Annotated in this window: 8 protein-coding genes and 3 pseudogenes; 7 read left to right on the top strand and 4 right to left on the bottom strand. The window is 62.2% G+C overall.

Translation table 11 applies throughout. The features are described 5' to 3' along the window. Positions 1–206 precede the first annotated feature (206 nt). From A6A04_RS13820 to A6A04_RS13800, 4 genes are all read right to left on the bottom strand, one after another. Positions 207–509 (bottom strand): response regulator, encoded by a 303-nt coding sequence (locus A6A04_RS13820; RefSeq protein WP_068493870.1) that lies wholly within the window; start codon positions 507–509, stop codon positions 207–209. Positions 510–521: 12 nt separating this feature from the next. Continuing rightward, positions 522–1214 (bottom strand): helix-turn-helix transcriptional regulator, encoded by a 693-nt coding sequence (locus A6A04_RS13815; protein ID WP_245651203.1) that lies wholly within the window; start codon positions 1212–1214, stop codon positions 522–524. A 149-nt stretch (positions 1215–1363) separates the two neighbouring features. Next, positions 1364–2065 (bottom strand): helix-turn-helix transcriptional regulator, encoded by a 702-nt coding sequence (locus tag A6A04_RS21755; protein WP_082914927.1) that lies wholly within the window; start codon positions 2063–2065, stop codon positions 1364–1366. 134 nt (positions 2066–2199) lie between these two features. Continuing rightward, positions 2200–2925, bottom strand: a complete 726-nt coding sequence (locus tag A6A04_RS13800; protein ID WP_068493862.1) for a helix-turn-helix transcriptional regulator — start codon at positions 2923–2925, stop codon at positions 2200–2202. 245 nt (positions 2926–3170) lie between these two features. Between A6A04_RS13800 and A6A04_RS23620 the strand changes: the two are divergent. The 7 genes and pseudogenes from A6A04_RS23620 to A6A04_RS13770 form a co-directional block, all read left to right on the top strand. Beyond that, positions 3171–3773, top strand: a pseudogene (locus A6A04_RS23620) (DUF4347 domain-containing protein); the annotation flags it as partial. 1053 nt (positions 3774–4826) lie between these two features. After that, on the top strand, positions 4827–11132 hold the full coding sequence (locus A6A04_RS13795) for a putative Ig domain-containing protein (protein WP_245651201.1): 6306 nt from the start codon (positions 4827–4829) through the stop codon (positions 11130–11132). Between the two features lie 17 nt (positions 11133–11149). Continuing rightward, positions 11150–12808 carry a TolC family protein gene (locus A6A04_RS13790; protein WP_068493857.1) on the top strand — a complete coding sequence of 553 codons (1659 nt, stop codon included), beginning with the start codon at positions 11150–11152 and terminating at the stop codon, positions 12806–12808. 32 nt (positions 12809–12840) lie between these two features. After that, positions 12841–13521, top strand: coding sequence for an efflux RND transporter periplasmic adaptor subunit (locus A6A04_RS13785; RefSeq protein WP_245651200.1), 681 nt, complete (start codon positions 12841–12843; stop codon positions 13519–13521). Further along, positions 13518–14783 carry an efflux RND transporter periplasmic adaptor subunit gene (locus tag A6A04_RS13780; protein ID WP_068493853.1) on the top strand — a complete coding sequence of 422 codons (1266 nt, stop codon included), beginning with the start codon at positions 13518–13520 and terminating at the stop codon, positions 14781–14783. Before A6A04_RS13785 ends, A6A04_RS13780 begins: the two co-directional genes overlap by 4 nt. Positions 14784–14785: 2 nt before the next feature. Then, positions 14786–15625: pseudogene (locus tag A6A04_RS23615) on the top strand (site-2 protease family protein); the annotation flags it as partial. A 435-nt stretch (positions 15626–16060) separates the two neighbouring features. Further along, positions 16061–16599 (top strand): annotated as a pseudogene (locus A6A04_RS13770) (IS3 family transposase); the annotation flags it as partial. Positions 16600–16678 lie beyond the last annotated feature (79 nt).

Genomic DNA, 16678 nt, shown 5'->3' with positions numbered 1-16678 from the left:
TGAACTTCGATGCCTTCATCGCTGATCTTCCTTCCCCAGCCGGGAAATCCGATCCGAAAACTCTAACTCAAAACGATCCAGTTTCCCGGGGGCACATCACGTACTCCTCCGAGCGTGGATTTCGGACTTGCGCCAGAATGCCGATCAGATCTTGAAATCCCGCGCCCTTGGTGACGAAAAGCTCGATGCCCAATTCCCGACACGTTCTAGGATCGGGGCCAGGACATTTGCCCGAGAGCACTGCGGCGGGAATATCCGCATAAGCGCCCCCCCAAATCCCGAATCCTGCTCAACGCCTCCAATCCATCCATGCCCGGCATCTCGATGTCGGAGATGAGGGCGGCGGGGGCCAGTTCCACGGCCTCATGTCCGTTTGTGGCGGCCATGACGATAAAGCCCAGTTGCTCCAGCAATGTGCGCATGGACTTCAGCGCCAAGGGGGAGTCATCAACGAGAAGCACGATCTTGGTGGTGGAATCGAACGGTGACGGCCGTGCAGGGGATACCATGGCGGCATCTCCTTAAATGACAAGTCCGGACCGCACGGCAACCACGGCCGCCCTGACACGGTTGTAAACACCAAGTTTCGGAAATATGTTTTTCAGATGAAACTCAATGGTGTTGATACTTGTTTTGAGTGCTTCTGCTATTTCTGGGTTGCTTTTACCAGCGACAAGCAGGGCAAGAACCTCGTGCTCGCGCGGCGACAATTCAGCTTGCCGCTGAAATCGACATAAGTATTCGTTATTCCGCAGCAAACTAAAAAGAAGATCGTAAACAATTCTGCTTGCAGACAATTCAACTTCTTGCGGCAGACGAGAGCGGTCAGCGCAGATAAGATGGGCAATCAGCAACGGCCCAGCTTGATCCTGGACGACCTGCCCAAGGATATCGTCGATGCCGGAGGACTTCATGACAGTGCCCAGAGAATATCTGTCTGACGTCGTCCCCTGGAGTGCCACCGACCACCAGGCTGACAATGGGCTGGCCCGATTCAAGGCCCCCATGATCTGATGGGGCGTCGACCTCCAATCCCAGGACTGCCCCTTGGAGAAGGCCTCGTCCATCTTGCCGTAACCGGACCATCGTCCGTCGGGTAACCGGCACTGGATGATGATTTCTTGGAATCCAAGTTCTCTGGTCCGATCCTCGAATTCGGACATTCCGGCAATCCCAAGGATTTCCCGCCATGAACCCATTTTCATGGAGTTCATGACCAACATCCCATCAAGGACAGAAGCCGTATCCTATTGATCATCCGTGGCGTCTCGCGGCTGGTAGTTGTTCCATTAAAGAAATGGAAGCACTACAAAAGCCGGAAGCGCACCCCACGGAACCCCGTGGGTATCTGCCAACCAATTGATTATAAAGTTATTATTCCGAATTGCAGCGCCTTGAGCACTGCCCCGATCCGCGATGTCACCTCAAGCTTTCTGAAGATATTCTTCAGATGCCACTCCACTGAGTTTTCAGCGATGTTCAATATCTCTCCAATTGCCCAGGCGCTCTTGCCAACAGCGCACCAGCGCAGGATTTCACATTCCCGGGGGGTCAATCGGGGCGGCGGAGGTGGCGGGGGAAGCGTTCTGGCGCTATAGGCGGTGTGGAACTGTATGGCCATGAGGTGAAGCACAGGCATGGCCACCTTTACGTCAACCTTGCCAAGAGTACTGGCGAAGCCGATCCCGACGCACTGGTTGTTCGGGCCATGGATCGGGATGCCGATTCCGTCCCGCAATCCAGCATCCTCGGCTTCGTGCAGAATTCGGTTGTGCAACCGGTTTCCTGGTTCCGCCGCGTCCGTCCAACGGAACGGACGGTTCGTGGCCAACATATGAAGGCGGACCGGATCGGCATCAACGTAGCCAGCCTCGACATAATGATGGATCCATTCGTCGGGATAGGTTCTGGCGACACAGGGCAGTTGGGTGTCAGGGTGGTTACGAAGGGCCCGATACATGATTTGGTCGTAGCCATGCTGGGCAGCGGCCTCTTGGAGATGTTTGAAAATCTCCTCTGGGTTTTCTTCGTCAACTATCCCCGCAATGAATTTGTCCAATCGCATGCGCCGCCCAAATCTCTGGGATCCCAGCAGGATTTGGGGGGTATTGGCCAAACCATGTCACCCCCCATGAAGCGAGGGGGTGTTGCGCTGTTGCGTTGATTTACCCAGCAGACAAACACCAATAGATACATGTCTTAAGGCAGGATGCTGCGATGCACCAGCGCCACCGCCACCGCATGCAGACGGGAAGAGGCCCCCATCTTGCGGACGCAGGCGTTGATGTGCATTCGAACGGTGTTTTCGGCAATGCCGAGAATTTGGCCGATCTCCCACATTGTTTTGCCTCGGGCCAACCAGCTCAGGCACTCGCGCTCGCGTCCAGTCAGAACAGCGGGGCTCGTGGCTTTTTCATCAGGAACCAGAATTTTGTGCCGTTCGTGAAAGTGAAGCGCGAACAGGTGAAGGCGATGGCTGGACGCCTGCCAAGCCCTCTCAAAAGCCGCTTCATGTTGCGAAAACACTGAAAACGAGGCGCCTCCCAGCCCAGGGTCATGCAGAGGGATGTCTGCCCCCGCAGCCAGACCAAAGCAAGCCGCTTCCGCGAACACTTTGCGGCCGGGGGCATTGACCGGCAGATCTTTCAGAACCTCGCCCCAAGTGAAGGGCAAGCCCACCCGCACCACCCTCTCGGCAACGGGATCGATGTCGGCATAACCCCGCTTTTCATAGGTTTCGACCCATTCCGGGTTCCAATCGCCCGAATAGACGAAGGTGCCGGTGAATGGCGAATACCGATGATAGGTATAGCCCGAGAAACCGAAGCCGATGACGGTGTCGTGGGCGATGGCTTCGAGTTCGCAACGCTCGACAGTTCGGACTATCGAGGCAGTAAGTTCGTCGATGTTCAGAAGTTCCGTCATGGTGTTATGGACTTTTGCCGTGCTGTGACGAATTGTGTCATCAGCGGTGACTGCCTTTGCTGAAGTATACAGATCATTTGCTCGCTTCGCATTCGCATATTGTATTTATATTCGTTCACCTACTTGGTTCCGTAGGTGACGTAAAACCAACCTCAACCTAAGGTCTGGCTTCTGAGTAGTGTGCTGCATTCATGGGATTTTCAAGCCCATAACTTTGGTGTCGCACCGAACAGGAGTCGTGGAACATGAACGCTGTGGCCGGAAAAAACCGGAATCGTCGATCCAGGAAATGGGGCGGCTCCATGATCCTGGCTCTGGAGCCTCGCATCATGTTCGACGGGGCTGCGGTGGCGGATGTTGTCCATGCGGCGGCCGAAGTGGACATCAAGACCTCGCCTGCTCCAGTGACGGTGCGCGAGGCGGACCCCGCCAAGGATGGCGGCAAGAAGGAGGTTGCCTTCATTGATACTTCGGTCGCCGATTACAAGTCCCTGGAGGCGGGCATCCGCGATGGCGTGGCCATTGTCGAGATCGGTGGCGGGGCCGACGGACTGGCCCAGATGGCGCAGTGGGCCGAAACCCATTCCAGCTATGACGCCATCCATGTGCTGAGCCATGGGGCCGAGGGCGAGATTCATCTGGGCAGCCGACAGGTTTCCGCGGCAGACATGTCCGATTCCGTGGTCCAGGCCCAATTGTCCTCCGTGGGGAAGGCGCTCACCGACGATGGCGACCTCCTGATCTATGGCTGCGACGTGGCCAAGGGCGCGGATGGTGCGTCCTTTATCGCTCATCTTGCCGAGGCCACCGGCGCTGATGTCGCCGCCTCGACCGACGCCAGCGGGGGGCATGGCCAGGGTGGCAACTGGACTCTGGAGCAAGTCTCGGGTGCCATCGAGGCTCAAACCATCGAGGTCCATGGCTTCCATGGGATTCTGGCCGATCCCATCAATGGCGGCGCCATTGATGCCAATCTCAATTCGGGAGTTCAGGAGGGCTTTTGGCAGAGTTCCTATGCACTTCAGGTGGAGACTGATAGCAGTGGAAATATGTATACATGTGTCCTGGCATCAAACGGGGATTATATATTCTATAAATTCAATGGAACGTCATGGTCTGAGTTGACGCGTATTACAACAACAACATCAATCCGTTCGTCGTATTCATACGAGAGGTTTGATGCTGGCGATGATTTCGCGTTCACCGTCGACAGTTCCGGCAATATCCATGCCGCCATGAGTCCCGAACTGGCATCCGGGGCCCCGGATCCCCTTGATCACCTGGATTACGCCTATTTCAATGGAACAAGCTGGTCGATTCAGCGTCTGGTTACCGATGCGGTTCGCAATGACACGTCTTCGGATTGGATAACGAATGTCAAGATTGCTCTGGATCCGAATGGAAAAGTCTATATACATGCCACGCAGTTTAATAACTACTGGAACAACGGCGTAGGAGCGCACAATTACTGGAAGGAATCGCTATTTACAAATGTATCTGGCTCATTTGTAAGAGAAGATTACTACTCAATGCAGGGGCAAAGTGGTGCCGATTTTGAGTGCTCTGATATATTCTTCGACAATAATGGGCGTCCGGTCATGCTCGGGTGGTATAATGCCGACTGCGCCGTATACACGAAGAATGCCGGCGGAAGCTGGGTTCGCTCACTCCCATTTGGAGCCAGTTCTCAATATTTTGCGGGAGCCGTCAAGAATCCGGTTACCGGCAATATCGATGTGGCCTGGACCGATGATAATAACGAAAAAACATACTGGTGTACCTATGATGGAACAAATTGGTCGGCAAGCACTGAGATAACGGTTGCGGCAAAGACAGCGGGGCTGACTTCTCTTTTTATTGGTCCGTCTCTGATTTACAACCAGACAGCGCAGGCCAGTTACATGGTCGCGGATTCCAGCGGCAATGAATACCTGCTATTGACCAACTCGAATGCCGACCTTTCTGCCTGGGAAACCCGCGTGGTGACCCGCAAGGCGGACGGGACTTGGCTGGATGGTCGCACCGACATCGCCCTGCTCAACAGCCGGACGCTTTGGTCAAACTACACGGGGTTCGGCATTGACGGTTCCTCGCGTCTCCATGTTCTGAGTGGTGCAAGCAGTTCGTCCGGATTGGCGGCGCTGTCCTGGCTTTACGGCCCGCCCTCGTCCTATCGGCTGACCAGCAATAACGACCCTTCCCTGGCCATTGCGAACACCACCCTGGCCTATACCGAGAACAACGCGGCGACCCAGATCGATGCCTCGGCGACGCTCAGCGATTCCGACGGCAACGCGGAGTGGAATGGAGGGACGCTGACGGCGCGGGTCTCGGCCAATAACGAGGCGGCGGACGAAATCAGCATTTCCGACACGGATGGTGACGGTACCGCGATCACCATCAGTGGGACCAGCATTCTCTCAAATGGCACGACGATCGGCACCCTCTCGACCAGTGGCGGGGTCGTGACCAACGGCACGACGCTAACCATCACCTTCAACGGTAACGCCACCAACGCCAATGTGCAGGAGGTGCTGCAATCCCTGCGCTATCGCAGCACATCGGACAATCCGGGCACCAGCAACCGCACCATCACGGTGGTGGCCACCGACGTGAACGGCGGAACGGGGACGGACACCCGCACGGTCTCGGTGGCGCGGGTCAACGACGATCCTGAGGGCACACCCACCGTTTCCGGCACGATCTCGGTGGGCCAGACCTTGACCGCCAGCGCAGCGGCGGTCACCGACGCCGATGGCTTGGGGGCGTTCAGCTACCAATGGCAGGTATCCGACGACGGCAGCACCAACTGGAGCAATATCGCCAGCGCCACCAGCAGCACCTATGCCCTGGCGGCGGCTCAGGTGGGCAAGTATGTGCGCGTCAAGGTCACCTATACCGACAGCGGCAGCACGGCAGAAACCGTTTACAGCGCGGCCACCACCGTGGTCACCGCGCCCGAGGTGGCGGTCAGCGGCAATTCCACCAATATCGCCGATGGCGATTCTACTCCCGCCACCGCAGATCACACCGATTTCGGCTCGGCTTTGGTATCGGGCGGCACTGTGGACCGCACGTTCACCATCACCAATTCGGGCACGGCGGCGCTGACCGTCAGCACAGTGACGATTTCCGGCACCAACGCGGGTGATTTTTCCATCCAAAGCCAGCCCACCTCGCCGGTGGCGGCCAATAACGGCACCACCACCTTCGTGGTGCGCTTCGATCCCTCGGCGGGTGGCGCCCGCACCGCGACGCTGACCTTTACCACCAACGATTCGGATGAAGGCACCTTCAACTTCGACATCACCGGCACCGGCACCACCAACGCAGCCCCGGTCATCGGCGGCACTGTGGCCAGCCAGGCGGTCAACGACACTGCGACGAACACGCCATTCTCCGGCGTCACCATCACCGATGGCGAAAGCGATAACGTCAGCGTTACCGTAGCGCTGGACAGTTCGGCCAAGGGCGCTTTCACTGCGGAATCGCTGATGGCGTCCGGCTTCACCGACGCGGGCGGCGGCAGCTATACCCTGGCGTCCACCACCCCGGCGGCGGCCCAGGCGGCGATCCGCGCCCTGGTGTTCAACCCGGCGGACAATCGTGCGGCGGTGGGCGCGACTGAGACCACCACGTTTACCATCACCGTCAACGACGGCACCTCCAGCCCCACGGACAACACCACGACGGTGGTGTCCACCAGCATGAACGATGCCCCCACCGTGGGCACCAATGGGGGCAAGACGGTGGCCGAGGGGGCGACTGCAACCATCTCCACCGCCGAATTGTCCATTTCCGACGCCGATCCGTCGTCGACGCTGACGCTGACGGTGGGCACGGCGCCCGCCAACGGCACGCTGTGGGTGGATATCGACGGTGATTCGACCCTGGATGCGGGGGAAAGCCTGTTGTCGTCGGGCACCTTCACTCAGGCGCAGATCGCCGCCAACAAGCTGAAATACACCCACAATGGCGGCGAAACCGTGTCGGACAGCTTCACCTTCACTGTGGCGGACGGCGCGGGCGGCACCATCGGTTCCACTACCTTCAACATCACCGTCACCCCCACCAACGACGCCCCCACCTTGGGCGGCAGCACGGGCGGAACGTGGATGGAAAACAGCTCCGACACCACCACGGTGGCGGCCTATAGCGGCAATTCCGTCAACATCTTCTCGGGCGTCACGCTGTCGGACCCGGACACCACCACCAGCTTCAACGGCTCCACCTTCACGGTGGCGCTGGATTCCTATGGCACGGGCGCCCTGGTCTCGATCCCGGCCTCGGCGGGGTCGGTGTCCTATGACCAGAACACCACCCAGGTGTCGGTGTCGGGCACTGTGGTGGGCACGGTGGCCGGTGGGTGGCAGCAGGATCTGGTGATCACCTTCAACGGCAACGCCACCAGCACCAACATCGCCACCGTTATCAATTCCATCGTCTACACCATCTACGCCAACGATGTGCCCACGGCGGGCAACCGCACCATCACCGCCATGTTTGCCGACAACGCCAATGGCGGCGCGGGGGCGTTGACCGGCACGCGGACGGGCACCCTGACGGTGGCGGCCACCAACGATACCCCCACCTTCACCGGCCTGAACGGCGCCCCCACCACCAACGAACAAAATGCGGTGGTGCTGGATGCGGACGTCACCGTGGCGGACCTGGAACTGGCGGTCGGCAATTACAACGGCGCGTCGCTGACCATCGCCCGCAACGGCGGCGCCAACAGCAGCGACAGTTTCGACTTCAACACCACGGGCGGGCAGTTCACGGTTGCGGGCGGCAACCTGCAATCGGGTGGGCAGACCTTCGCCACCTTCACCAGCACTTCGGGCACGCTGACCGTCACCTTCACCGGCACGGGCACCAACGCCACCTCGGCGCTGGTCAACGATGTGATGCAGCGCATCCGCTACACCAATTCGTCGGACAATCCGCCCGCTTCGGCGCAGTTGGACTGGACGTTCTCGGACGGCAACAGCGGCGCCCAGGGCAGCGGCGGGGCGAAGACGGCCACCGGTTCCACCACAGTGACCATCACCCCGGTCAACGACGCGCCGACGCTGACCAACCTCGACACCGACACGGTGACGTTCAGCGTGGGCGGCAGCGCGGTGGCGCTGGACACCACCACCAACGCCACTGTGGCCGATGCCGACAATGCCAATCTGAACGGCGGCAACGTCACAGTGTCCATCACCGCCAACGGCCAGAATGCCGAGGACGCGCTGGGCATCACCAACCAGGGCAACGGCGCCGGCCAGATTGGGGTTACGGGCGGCAACGTCTCGTATGGCGGCACCCAGATCGGCACCTATACCGGCGGGTCCAACGGTGCCGATCTGGTGATCAGCCTGAATGCCAACGCCACGCCCACGGCGGTGCAGGCCTTGGTGCGGGCGCTGACCTATAACGACACCGATGCCGCGACCGGCAATACCACCGCCCGCACCGTGCGGGTGACGGTGAACGACGGGGCGGCGACGTCGAGCAACCAGGACGTCACGGTGGCGCTGGTCCGCGCGCCGATCATCGATCTGGACGGCGACGATTCGTCGGGCGCCACCAATGGCGGCTATACCAGCAGTTTCACCGAGAACAACGGGAACCTGTCCATCACCGACAGCGACGCCAGCCTGACCGACGACGACGCCAACCTGAACCAGGCGGTCATCACCCTGACCAACCCGCAGACCGGCGACATCCTCAGCCTTAACGGCTGGGGCGATGCCTCCAATTTTAACGGCATCACCGTCACCTATACCTCGTCATCGGTGATCACCCTGTCGGGTTCAGGCGCCAAGGCCGATTATCTGACCCTGGTGAAGGCGGCCCGCTTCAACAACACCTCGGAAGCCCCCAACACCACGGCGCGCACCATCACCTTCGCCGGGCGCGACACCGACAACAATACCGGTTCGGCGGTCACCGCGACCATTTCGGTGACGGCGGTCAACGATGCGCCCGCGCTGTCGGGCAATCTGAGCCTGGCCGCGGTCAACGAGGATACAGCCGCCCCGGCGGGCGCCACCATCTCCAGCCTGGCCAATGGCATCTATTCCGACCCGGATAACGGGGTCGAGACCATCAGCGGCCTGGCCATCATCGGCAATACCGCCAATGCCTCGACCCAGGGGGCGTGGCAGTATTCCACCGACGGCGGCACCAACTGGCACACGGTGGGCACCGTGGCCGATGGTGCCACGGCGCTGGTGCTGTCGTCCACCACCAAGCTGCGCTTCGTACCGGTGGCCGATTACAGCGGCACGCCCACGGGATTGAGCGTGCGTGCCCTGGACGCTAGCTATGCGGCGGGGTGGACCAGCGGCTCGACGCGGGTGACGGTGGATACCTCGGCTCCCGGCGGCACCAGCGCCATCGCCGCCACGGCACGCAGCGTCACCACCTCGGTGACTGCGGTCAACGACGCGCCGACCGGGACGCTGACGTCTTCGACCGTGGCGTTCAGCGCGGTCAGCGGCTTCGTGCTGGTGGATTCCGGCTTTACCCTTGCGGATGTGGACAGCAGCGATCTTGCCCAGGCGGTGGTAATCATCACCAATCCGCAGGACGGAGCCAACGAGACGCTGTCCTCTACCTTCGGCACCGGCAATCAGACGGTGAACGGCCAGACGCTGACCTTTACCCTGTCCAACTCCAACCGAACCATGACCATCACCGGGGCGGGCAGCAAGGCGACCTATCAGGAGGCGCTGCGCTCGGTCCGGTTCAACGACAGCGCCAGTCCGCGCAATACCACCATCCGCTCGGTCACCATCCAACTGCGCGACGATTCGGGCGACAACGCCACCCAGGACAGCGCCACCTATACCCGCTCCATCACCTTCAACACCGCGCCCACGGCCACCGGGGGCACCCTGACCATGACGGCGGGGACCAAGGGGTCGGCCTACAGCTTCGCCCTGCCCAACGGCACCTTCACCGACGCGGATGCGGGCGATACCCTGACTTATTCGGTGACAGGCCTGCCCGCCGGATTGAGCATCAACGCCACCACCGGGGCCATTTCCGGCACGCCGAGCCAGAACGGCACATTCAGCGCCACGGTGACCGCCACCGACGGCTCGGGGGCGACGGTGACCAAGACCTTGAGCCTGCGGGTCAATGCCCGTCCCGAGGCGGGCAATGGCGGATTGGGGGCGCCGGGCGGCATGGTGGGGACAGGCTATGCCTTCGCCCTTCCCCCTGGGGCCTTCACCGATGCCGACAACGACACCCTGACCTATTCGGTGAGCAGCCTGCCGGCCGGCTTGAGCTTCAATCCCGCCACCGGGGCCATTTCCGGCACGCCCTCGGTGGCGGGCAGTCATTCCGTCACCCTGAGCGCCAGTGATTCCTCGGGGGCGACGGTCAGTCGCAGCCTAACCATCACGGTGGCGGCACCGCCTCCTCCGCCACCACCGCCGCCGCCGCCGCCTCCGCCACCGCCGCCTCCGCCGCCACCACCACCGCCGCCACCGCCGCCGCCACCACCGCCGCCACCGCCACCGCCGCCCATCGAGGTGCCTCCGGCGCCGCCGCCGCGAGTGGCCGAGGGGCTGACCCGTCCGTCGGGCAATGCTTTCCAGGTGGTGGTCGCTGCCAAGCCCGCCGGGGGCGGCGACGCCCTGGTGGTCAATGCACCCATGCGGGATTCGGTGATTGCCGAGGGGACCCGGATTTCGGTCACCATGCCGTCGGAAGCCTTCGCCCACACCAAGGCGGATGCCACGGTGACCCTGACCGCCACCCGCGACAATGGTGCGGCGCTGCCGGCCTGGATGGCCTTCAACCCACAGACCGGCACCTTCGAGGGCACGCCGCCGCCCGGCTTCAAGGGCGAGGTGGTGGTCAAGGTGGTGGCCAAGGACAACGAAGGCCGCGAGGCGGTGCAGACCTTCAAGATCGTGGTCGGCCAGGCTGGTCAGGGCAACATCGCTCCCGGCCAGCGCGGCGGCGAAGGGCAAGGGCAAGGTCAGGGCGAGGGTCAGCCGCAAGGCGAAGGCCAGCCCCGGCCCCAGGGTGCGCCGGGTCAGACCGGTGACGCTGCTCCCCGCGATGGGGGTAAGCAGGCCGCGGCCAAGCCCGTGGGCCGGCCGAGCCTGACCGAGCAATTGCATGCCTTGAGTTTCAAGGGCGGCGTGGCCCGCCAGATCGCCTTGTTTGAAGCCGTTAAGCGTGGCGGCAAGGCCGCGTGAAGATAAGGGGGATGGTTATGGTTATTTCTGCTTCCGGAGCCAAGCGTCTGCTGGCCTCCGTGTCACTGGCCGCGCTGCTCTCCGCCTGCGCCATGACGCCCGAGCCTTTCACGCCCGAGCAGCTTGCCCAAAGCTCGAAGGATGACCGGGCCGACATGTTCAAGTCGGGCGAGCCGCTGTCCGGCCCGCTGAGCGTGTCCGAGGCCATCGCGCGCGCCTTGACGTACAATCTGGATCGCCGCGCCAAGGTGATGGAAGAGGCCCTGGCCCTTGGCCAGACCAATGTGGATCGCTGGGACATGCTGCCCAAGCTGGTGGCAAACGGCAATTTCACCAGCCGTTCGGAACCCAACGCAACCCGGTCACGGGATCTTTATACCCAGACCACCAGCACCTCGAACCCCACCTATTCCACCGACCGCGACAATTACACCGCCGATCTGGGCCTGTCCTGGAACGTGCTGGATTTCGGCTTGTCTTACTTCACGGCCAAGCAGAACGCCGACCGGGCGTTGATCGCCACCGAGCGGAAGCGCAAGGCCGTCCATAATCTGGTGCAGGAAGTGCGTTTCGCCTTCTGGCGAGCCGCCGCCCACCAGGAGCTGAAAGCCGATGTGGATACGGCCGTCGCCGAAGCCAAGGTGGCCCTTGATCGTGCCGAGACGGTGGAAAAGGAAAATCTCAAGGCCCCGGCGGAGGCGCTTCGCTATCAGAAGAGCCTGCTGGAGACGCTGCGCCAGTTGACCGCCATCCAGCAGGAACTGTCGACCGCCGAAATCGAACTGGCCGCCCTGATCAACGCGCCCCCCGGCACCAAGCTGGTGCTGGACGTGCCCAAGGACATGGCCGTCCCGGCCTGGGATCTGGGTCTGGAGAAGATGGAGGAAGTGGCTTTCGTCAATAACCCGGACCTGCGCGAACAGGGTTATCAGGCCCGTATCTCCGCCGATGACACCAGGAAAGCCATCGCCCGGCTATTCCCCGGCATCACCTTTTCCGCCAGCCGCAATTACGACCACAACTCGTTCCTGATGGCCAACCACTGGTACGAGGCCGGGGCCAAGCTGTCGTGGAACCTGATGAATCTGGTCAGTGGCCCCGATGCCATCAAATACGCCGAAACCACCGAGGACGTGGTCAAGGCCAAGCGTCTGGCTCTTCGCATGGCGGTGCTGGCCCAGGTGCATGTGTCCGAGCGCCAGTTCCAGAATTCGGTCAGCCAGTACATGCAATCGGACAAGCTGTGGCGCGTGGATGCTCGCCTGTTCCAATTGTCCGAGGCCAAGACCGCCAACGACGCCCAAGGCATGCTGGAACGTGTGGCCGGCCGCGCCTCGGCCATCGCATCCGCTTTGCGCCGCTATCAGACCTATGCCCAGGTGGAACAAGCCTACGCCAAGATGCAGGCCAGCATCGGCCATGATCTGATGCCGGAAAGTGTCGCCAGCCATGATCTGCCAGGATTGTCGGCGGCCATCGCCGAACGGCTGGCGGCCTGGGGGGCGGCAGACAACAAGGCGAAGCCGGACGCTCCGATCATTCGGCGGGACGGCGAGGGCTGGCTGAACAGCGTCTCGCGCTTCTTAGGGATCGAAGAGCGTGAGGACCATGTCAGGGCCGACGAAGAGCGCAACATCGCCCATATCCGAGAGCTGACCCAGGCATCCTCGCGATGAGGGCGAGCCTTCCCGCCATCGTCCTCTTAGTGATGGGAAGTCTGCCTGCCCAGGGGCAGGAACTGCGCGCCCAGTTGTCTCCCCGCGACTTCACCACCTTGGCCGCCGAGATCGGTGCCAAGGTGGAACGCATCAGCGTGCGCGAGGGCGAACGGTTCAGGAAGGGCGATACCCTGATCGCCTTCGACTGTTCCATCCAGCGGGCGCAACTGGCCGAAGCCAGGGCGGCCCTGTCGGCTGCCGACAAGACGGTTGCGGTCAATGCCCGCCTGTTGGAGCTTCAGACCATTGGCAAGCTGGAAAGCGATGTCGCCCTGGCCGAACGAGACAAGGCCCGCGCCCGCGAAGCCGCCGGTGCTGCCGTCACCGCCAAATGCGTTGTTCCGGCACCCTTCGACGGCCGGGTAGTGGAACAGAAGGTCCGCGCCCAGCAATTTACTCAGCCCGGCCAGGCGCTGTTGGACGTGCTGGACGATTCGGTGCTGGAGCTGGATTTCGTGGTGCCCAGCAAATGGCTGGTCTGGCTGAAGCCCGGCCATGGCTTTCAGGTGGCCATCGACGAGACGGGCAAGACCTATCCGGTGAAGCTCACCCGCGTCGGTGCCCGCATCGATCCGGTCAGTCAGTCGGTGCGGGTCACCGGGGCTATTGGTGGGCACTTCCCGGAATTGTCGTCAGGGATGAGCGGCAAGGTGCTGCTGTCCCCTCCATGACCGATATCATCCATGCTTGGCTGGAGCTCGAACACCGCATCCTGAAGGCTAAGCGCCCGGTCGAAGCCGAATTCGCCGCCATCAATCTGGCCCACACCCTGGTTCCCTATCGTCAGGCGGTGCTGTGGGACCAGAGCGTCGTCGCCCTGTCGGGGGCGGCATCCGTCGAGGCGAACGCGCCTTATGTGCTGTGGCTGGACAAAGTCCTGCGCCAACTCCATCGCGACCATCCCACCCTGGTGGAGGCCGCCGACCTGCCCGCTGATCTGGCGGGCCATTGGCCCGATTGGCTGCCAGCCCATGGACTGGTATTGTCCTGCGGCTCCGCCATCCTGTTATTCGCCCGCGATGAGCCCTTCGCCGAGGGGGAAGTGGCGCTGCTGGAGCGTCTGGCCGATCTGGTCGGCGTGACCAGGACGGCACTCAGTCCCCGCAAGATCACCTTCGCCATGCCAAAGGGTCGTCGGGCCTGGGCCTTGGCCGCCATCGGGATCGCGGCCTTGTTCTTTCCCGTCACCGGTTCGGTGTTGGCCCCTGCCGAAAGCGTGCCCGCCCATCCGGTGATGGTGCGCGCCCCCTTGGATGGTGTCGTGGACAAGGTTCTGGTCCGGCCCAATGATCCGGTCAAGGACGGCCAGGCGCTGTTCGCCCTGGATGCCACAACGCTCTCGGGGCGTCTGGATGTGGCCCGCCAGACCCTGGCCACGGCGGAAGCCGAATACCGTCAGGCCGCCCAGGCCATGGTGTTCGACGCCAAGGCCAAGGCGCAGGTGGCCATTCTGGCCGGCAAGGCCGAGGAAAAGGCCGCCGAGGTCCGTCTGCTGGAAAGCCAATTGGCCCGCATCGAGGCCAAGGCCCCCAAGCCCGGCATTGCCGTCTTCGACGATGCGGCCGACTGGATCGGCCGCCCGGTGGTGGTGGGAGAAAAGGTAATGGCGGTGGCCGACGAGAGCGACACCGAGATCGAAGCCTGGGTCTCGGTCGCCGATGTGGGGGAAGTGCGGGTCCAGGGAGTGCTGACCTTCTTCCTCAATACCGATCCGCTGTCACCGGTGAAGGCCCAGGTCCGCTCGGTGGCCTATGAAGCCAGCGCCCGGCCCGATTCCACCATCGCCCACCGGGTGCGGGCCACCATCGCCGGGAATGCCAAGCCCCGCCTGGGCCTGAAAGGGACGGCCCGTATCGACGGCGATTCCGTGCCGCTGGTGTGGTGGATGTTCCGTCGCCCGCTGGCCACCATTCGCCAGTTCATTGGGTTTTAGGCATGTTTGGCACACTCGCCCTGCCATCCTTGCGCGATGAATTGGCGCTGTTGCAGGGGCCGCCCACCAATGATGGTTCCCCCACCTGGACCTTGCACGACCCGCTGTCCAACCGGTTCTTCCGCCTCAGTTGGCCCGCCTTTGAGGTGTTGAGCCGCTGGCACCTGGGCCAGGCCGACAGCGTGGCCGCGGCGGTGACCGCAGAGACCGCCCTGGACATGGAGCCTGAGGATGTCTCCGGCGTCGTCGAATTCCTGGCTCGGGGCGGATTGCTGAAAGCGGAAACGCCAAAGGACATCGACCGCCTGCTGGCGATCCATGATGCTGGCAAGACCGGCTGGCTGACCTGGGCCTTACACCATTACCTGTTCTTCCGCATCCCCCTGGTGCGGCCCGATGCCTGGCTCGACCGGTTGCTGCCCCTGGTCGCCTGGATGGGCACGCGGGCCTTTCGGCTGGCCACACTCGCCGCCCTGCTGGCGGGACTGCTGATGATGGGCCGTCAATGGGAGGTGTTCGCCGCCACCTTCGTCGATCATTTCTCGATGACGGGATTGGCGGCCTTCGGTCTGGCCTTGGGGCTGGCCAAGGTAGCCCACGAACTGGGTCATGCCCTGACCGCCAAGTCATATGGCTGCCGGGTGCCCACCATGGGGGTAGCCTTCCTGGTGCTGTGGCCCATGCTCTACACTGACGTCAACGAGGCGTGGAAGCTGACCGAACGCAGGAAACGCCTGCTGATTGGCGGGGCTGGCATCCTGGCGGAGCTTGCCATCGCCGCCTGGGCCACCCTGGCCTGGGGGCTGCTGCCTGATGGCCCGGCCAGGGGCATCGCCTTCACTCTGGCGGTTACCACCCTGATCTCGTCGCTGGCCATCAACCTCAGCCCCTTCATCGACATCAACGTCCCCGACCATGTTACCGGAGCGGAAGAGGTCGGCTGGCTTTCTGGGGCGCTTGAGACCATTCGCTCCAAGGAACAGACAATGACAATAGACGGCGAACCAGCCCCCGCTGCCTACGTCTTCGTAACCAACCTCCCCTACCACCACGAACCGAATAGCGGTGACTTCCGGGTGGCTGTCCTCGCTGAAGGCTTCAATATCTCTGATTTCAAGATGGGCTTGCAGTTCGCTTCCCTGCGTGAGGCTCGCGCATCAAGGGATCGCCATCGCGACATGTTCGAGTTAGCGAAGACTTTCCATGACCAGCATGTGCCATCGACCTTCGATGGCGAGATCCCTGAATTCGCGTTCGGGGAGATCACGGAACCCCGCTCGATGATCTCGGAGATGAAGGGCCTTGAGGACGAGAACCGACGGCTGAAGAAGATGTTCGCCGAGCTCAGCCTGCAAAACGAGCTGCTGCGCGAGGCCCTGGGAAAAAAATGATCCGGCCATCCCAGCGCCGGGAGATGGCCGAGACAGCGGTGGCGCGACGGGGCATCAGCATTGCTTTGTCATGCCGGACCTTCGGGCTGAGCGAGACGTGCTATCGCTACAGCCCCAAGCTGCGCCCCGAGAACGAGGAGATCGCCGATTTGCTGATCGGGTTGACCGCGTCGCGCCGGAGTTGGGGCTTCGGGCTGTGTTTCCTGTATTTGCGCAACATCCGGGGCTATGGCTGGAACCACAAGCGGGTCTACCGGATCTATCGGGACCTGGAACTGAATCTGCGCATCAGGCCGCGCAAGCGGCTCAAGCGCGACAAGCCTGACGAACTGGCGGTGCCCGATGCCCCCAACCAGGTGTGGTCCATGGATTTCATGGCCGATAGGTTGGAGGACGGACGGGCCTTCAAGCTGCTCAACGTGCTCGCTGTCACTGCCGCCTGAATACTCCCCAGAAGGGGCGACTGAAAATTCCCCACCTTGACGCACTCGCCCGGCCCTGGGG

Source organism: Paramagnetospirillum marisnigri, assembly GCF_001650715.1.
Classification (GTDB): Bacteria; Pseudomonadota; Alphaproteobacteria; order Rhodospirillales; family Magnetospirillaceae; genus Phaeospirillum; species Phaeospirillum marisnigri.
This window is presented reverse-complemented; position numbering and strand designations above follow the sequence as displayed.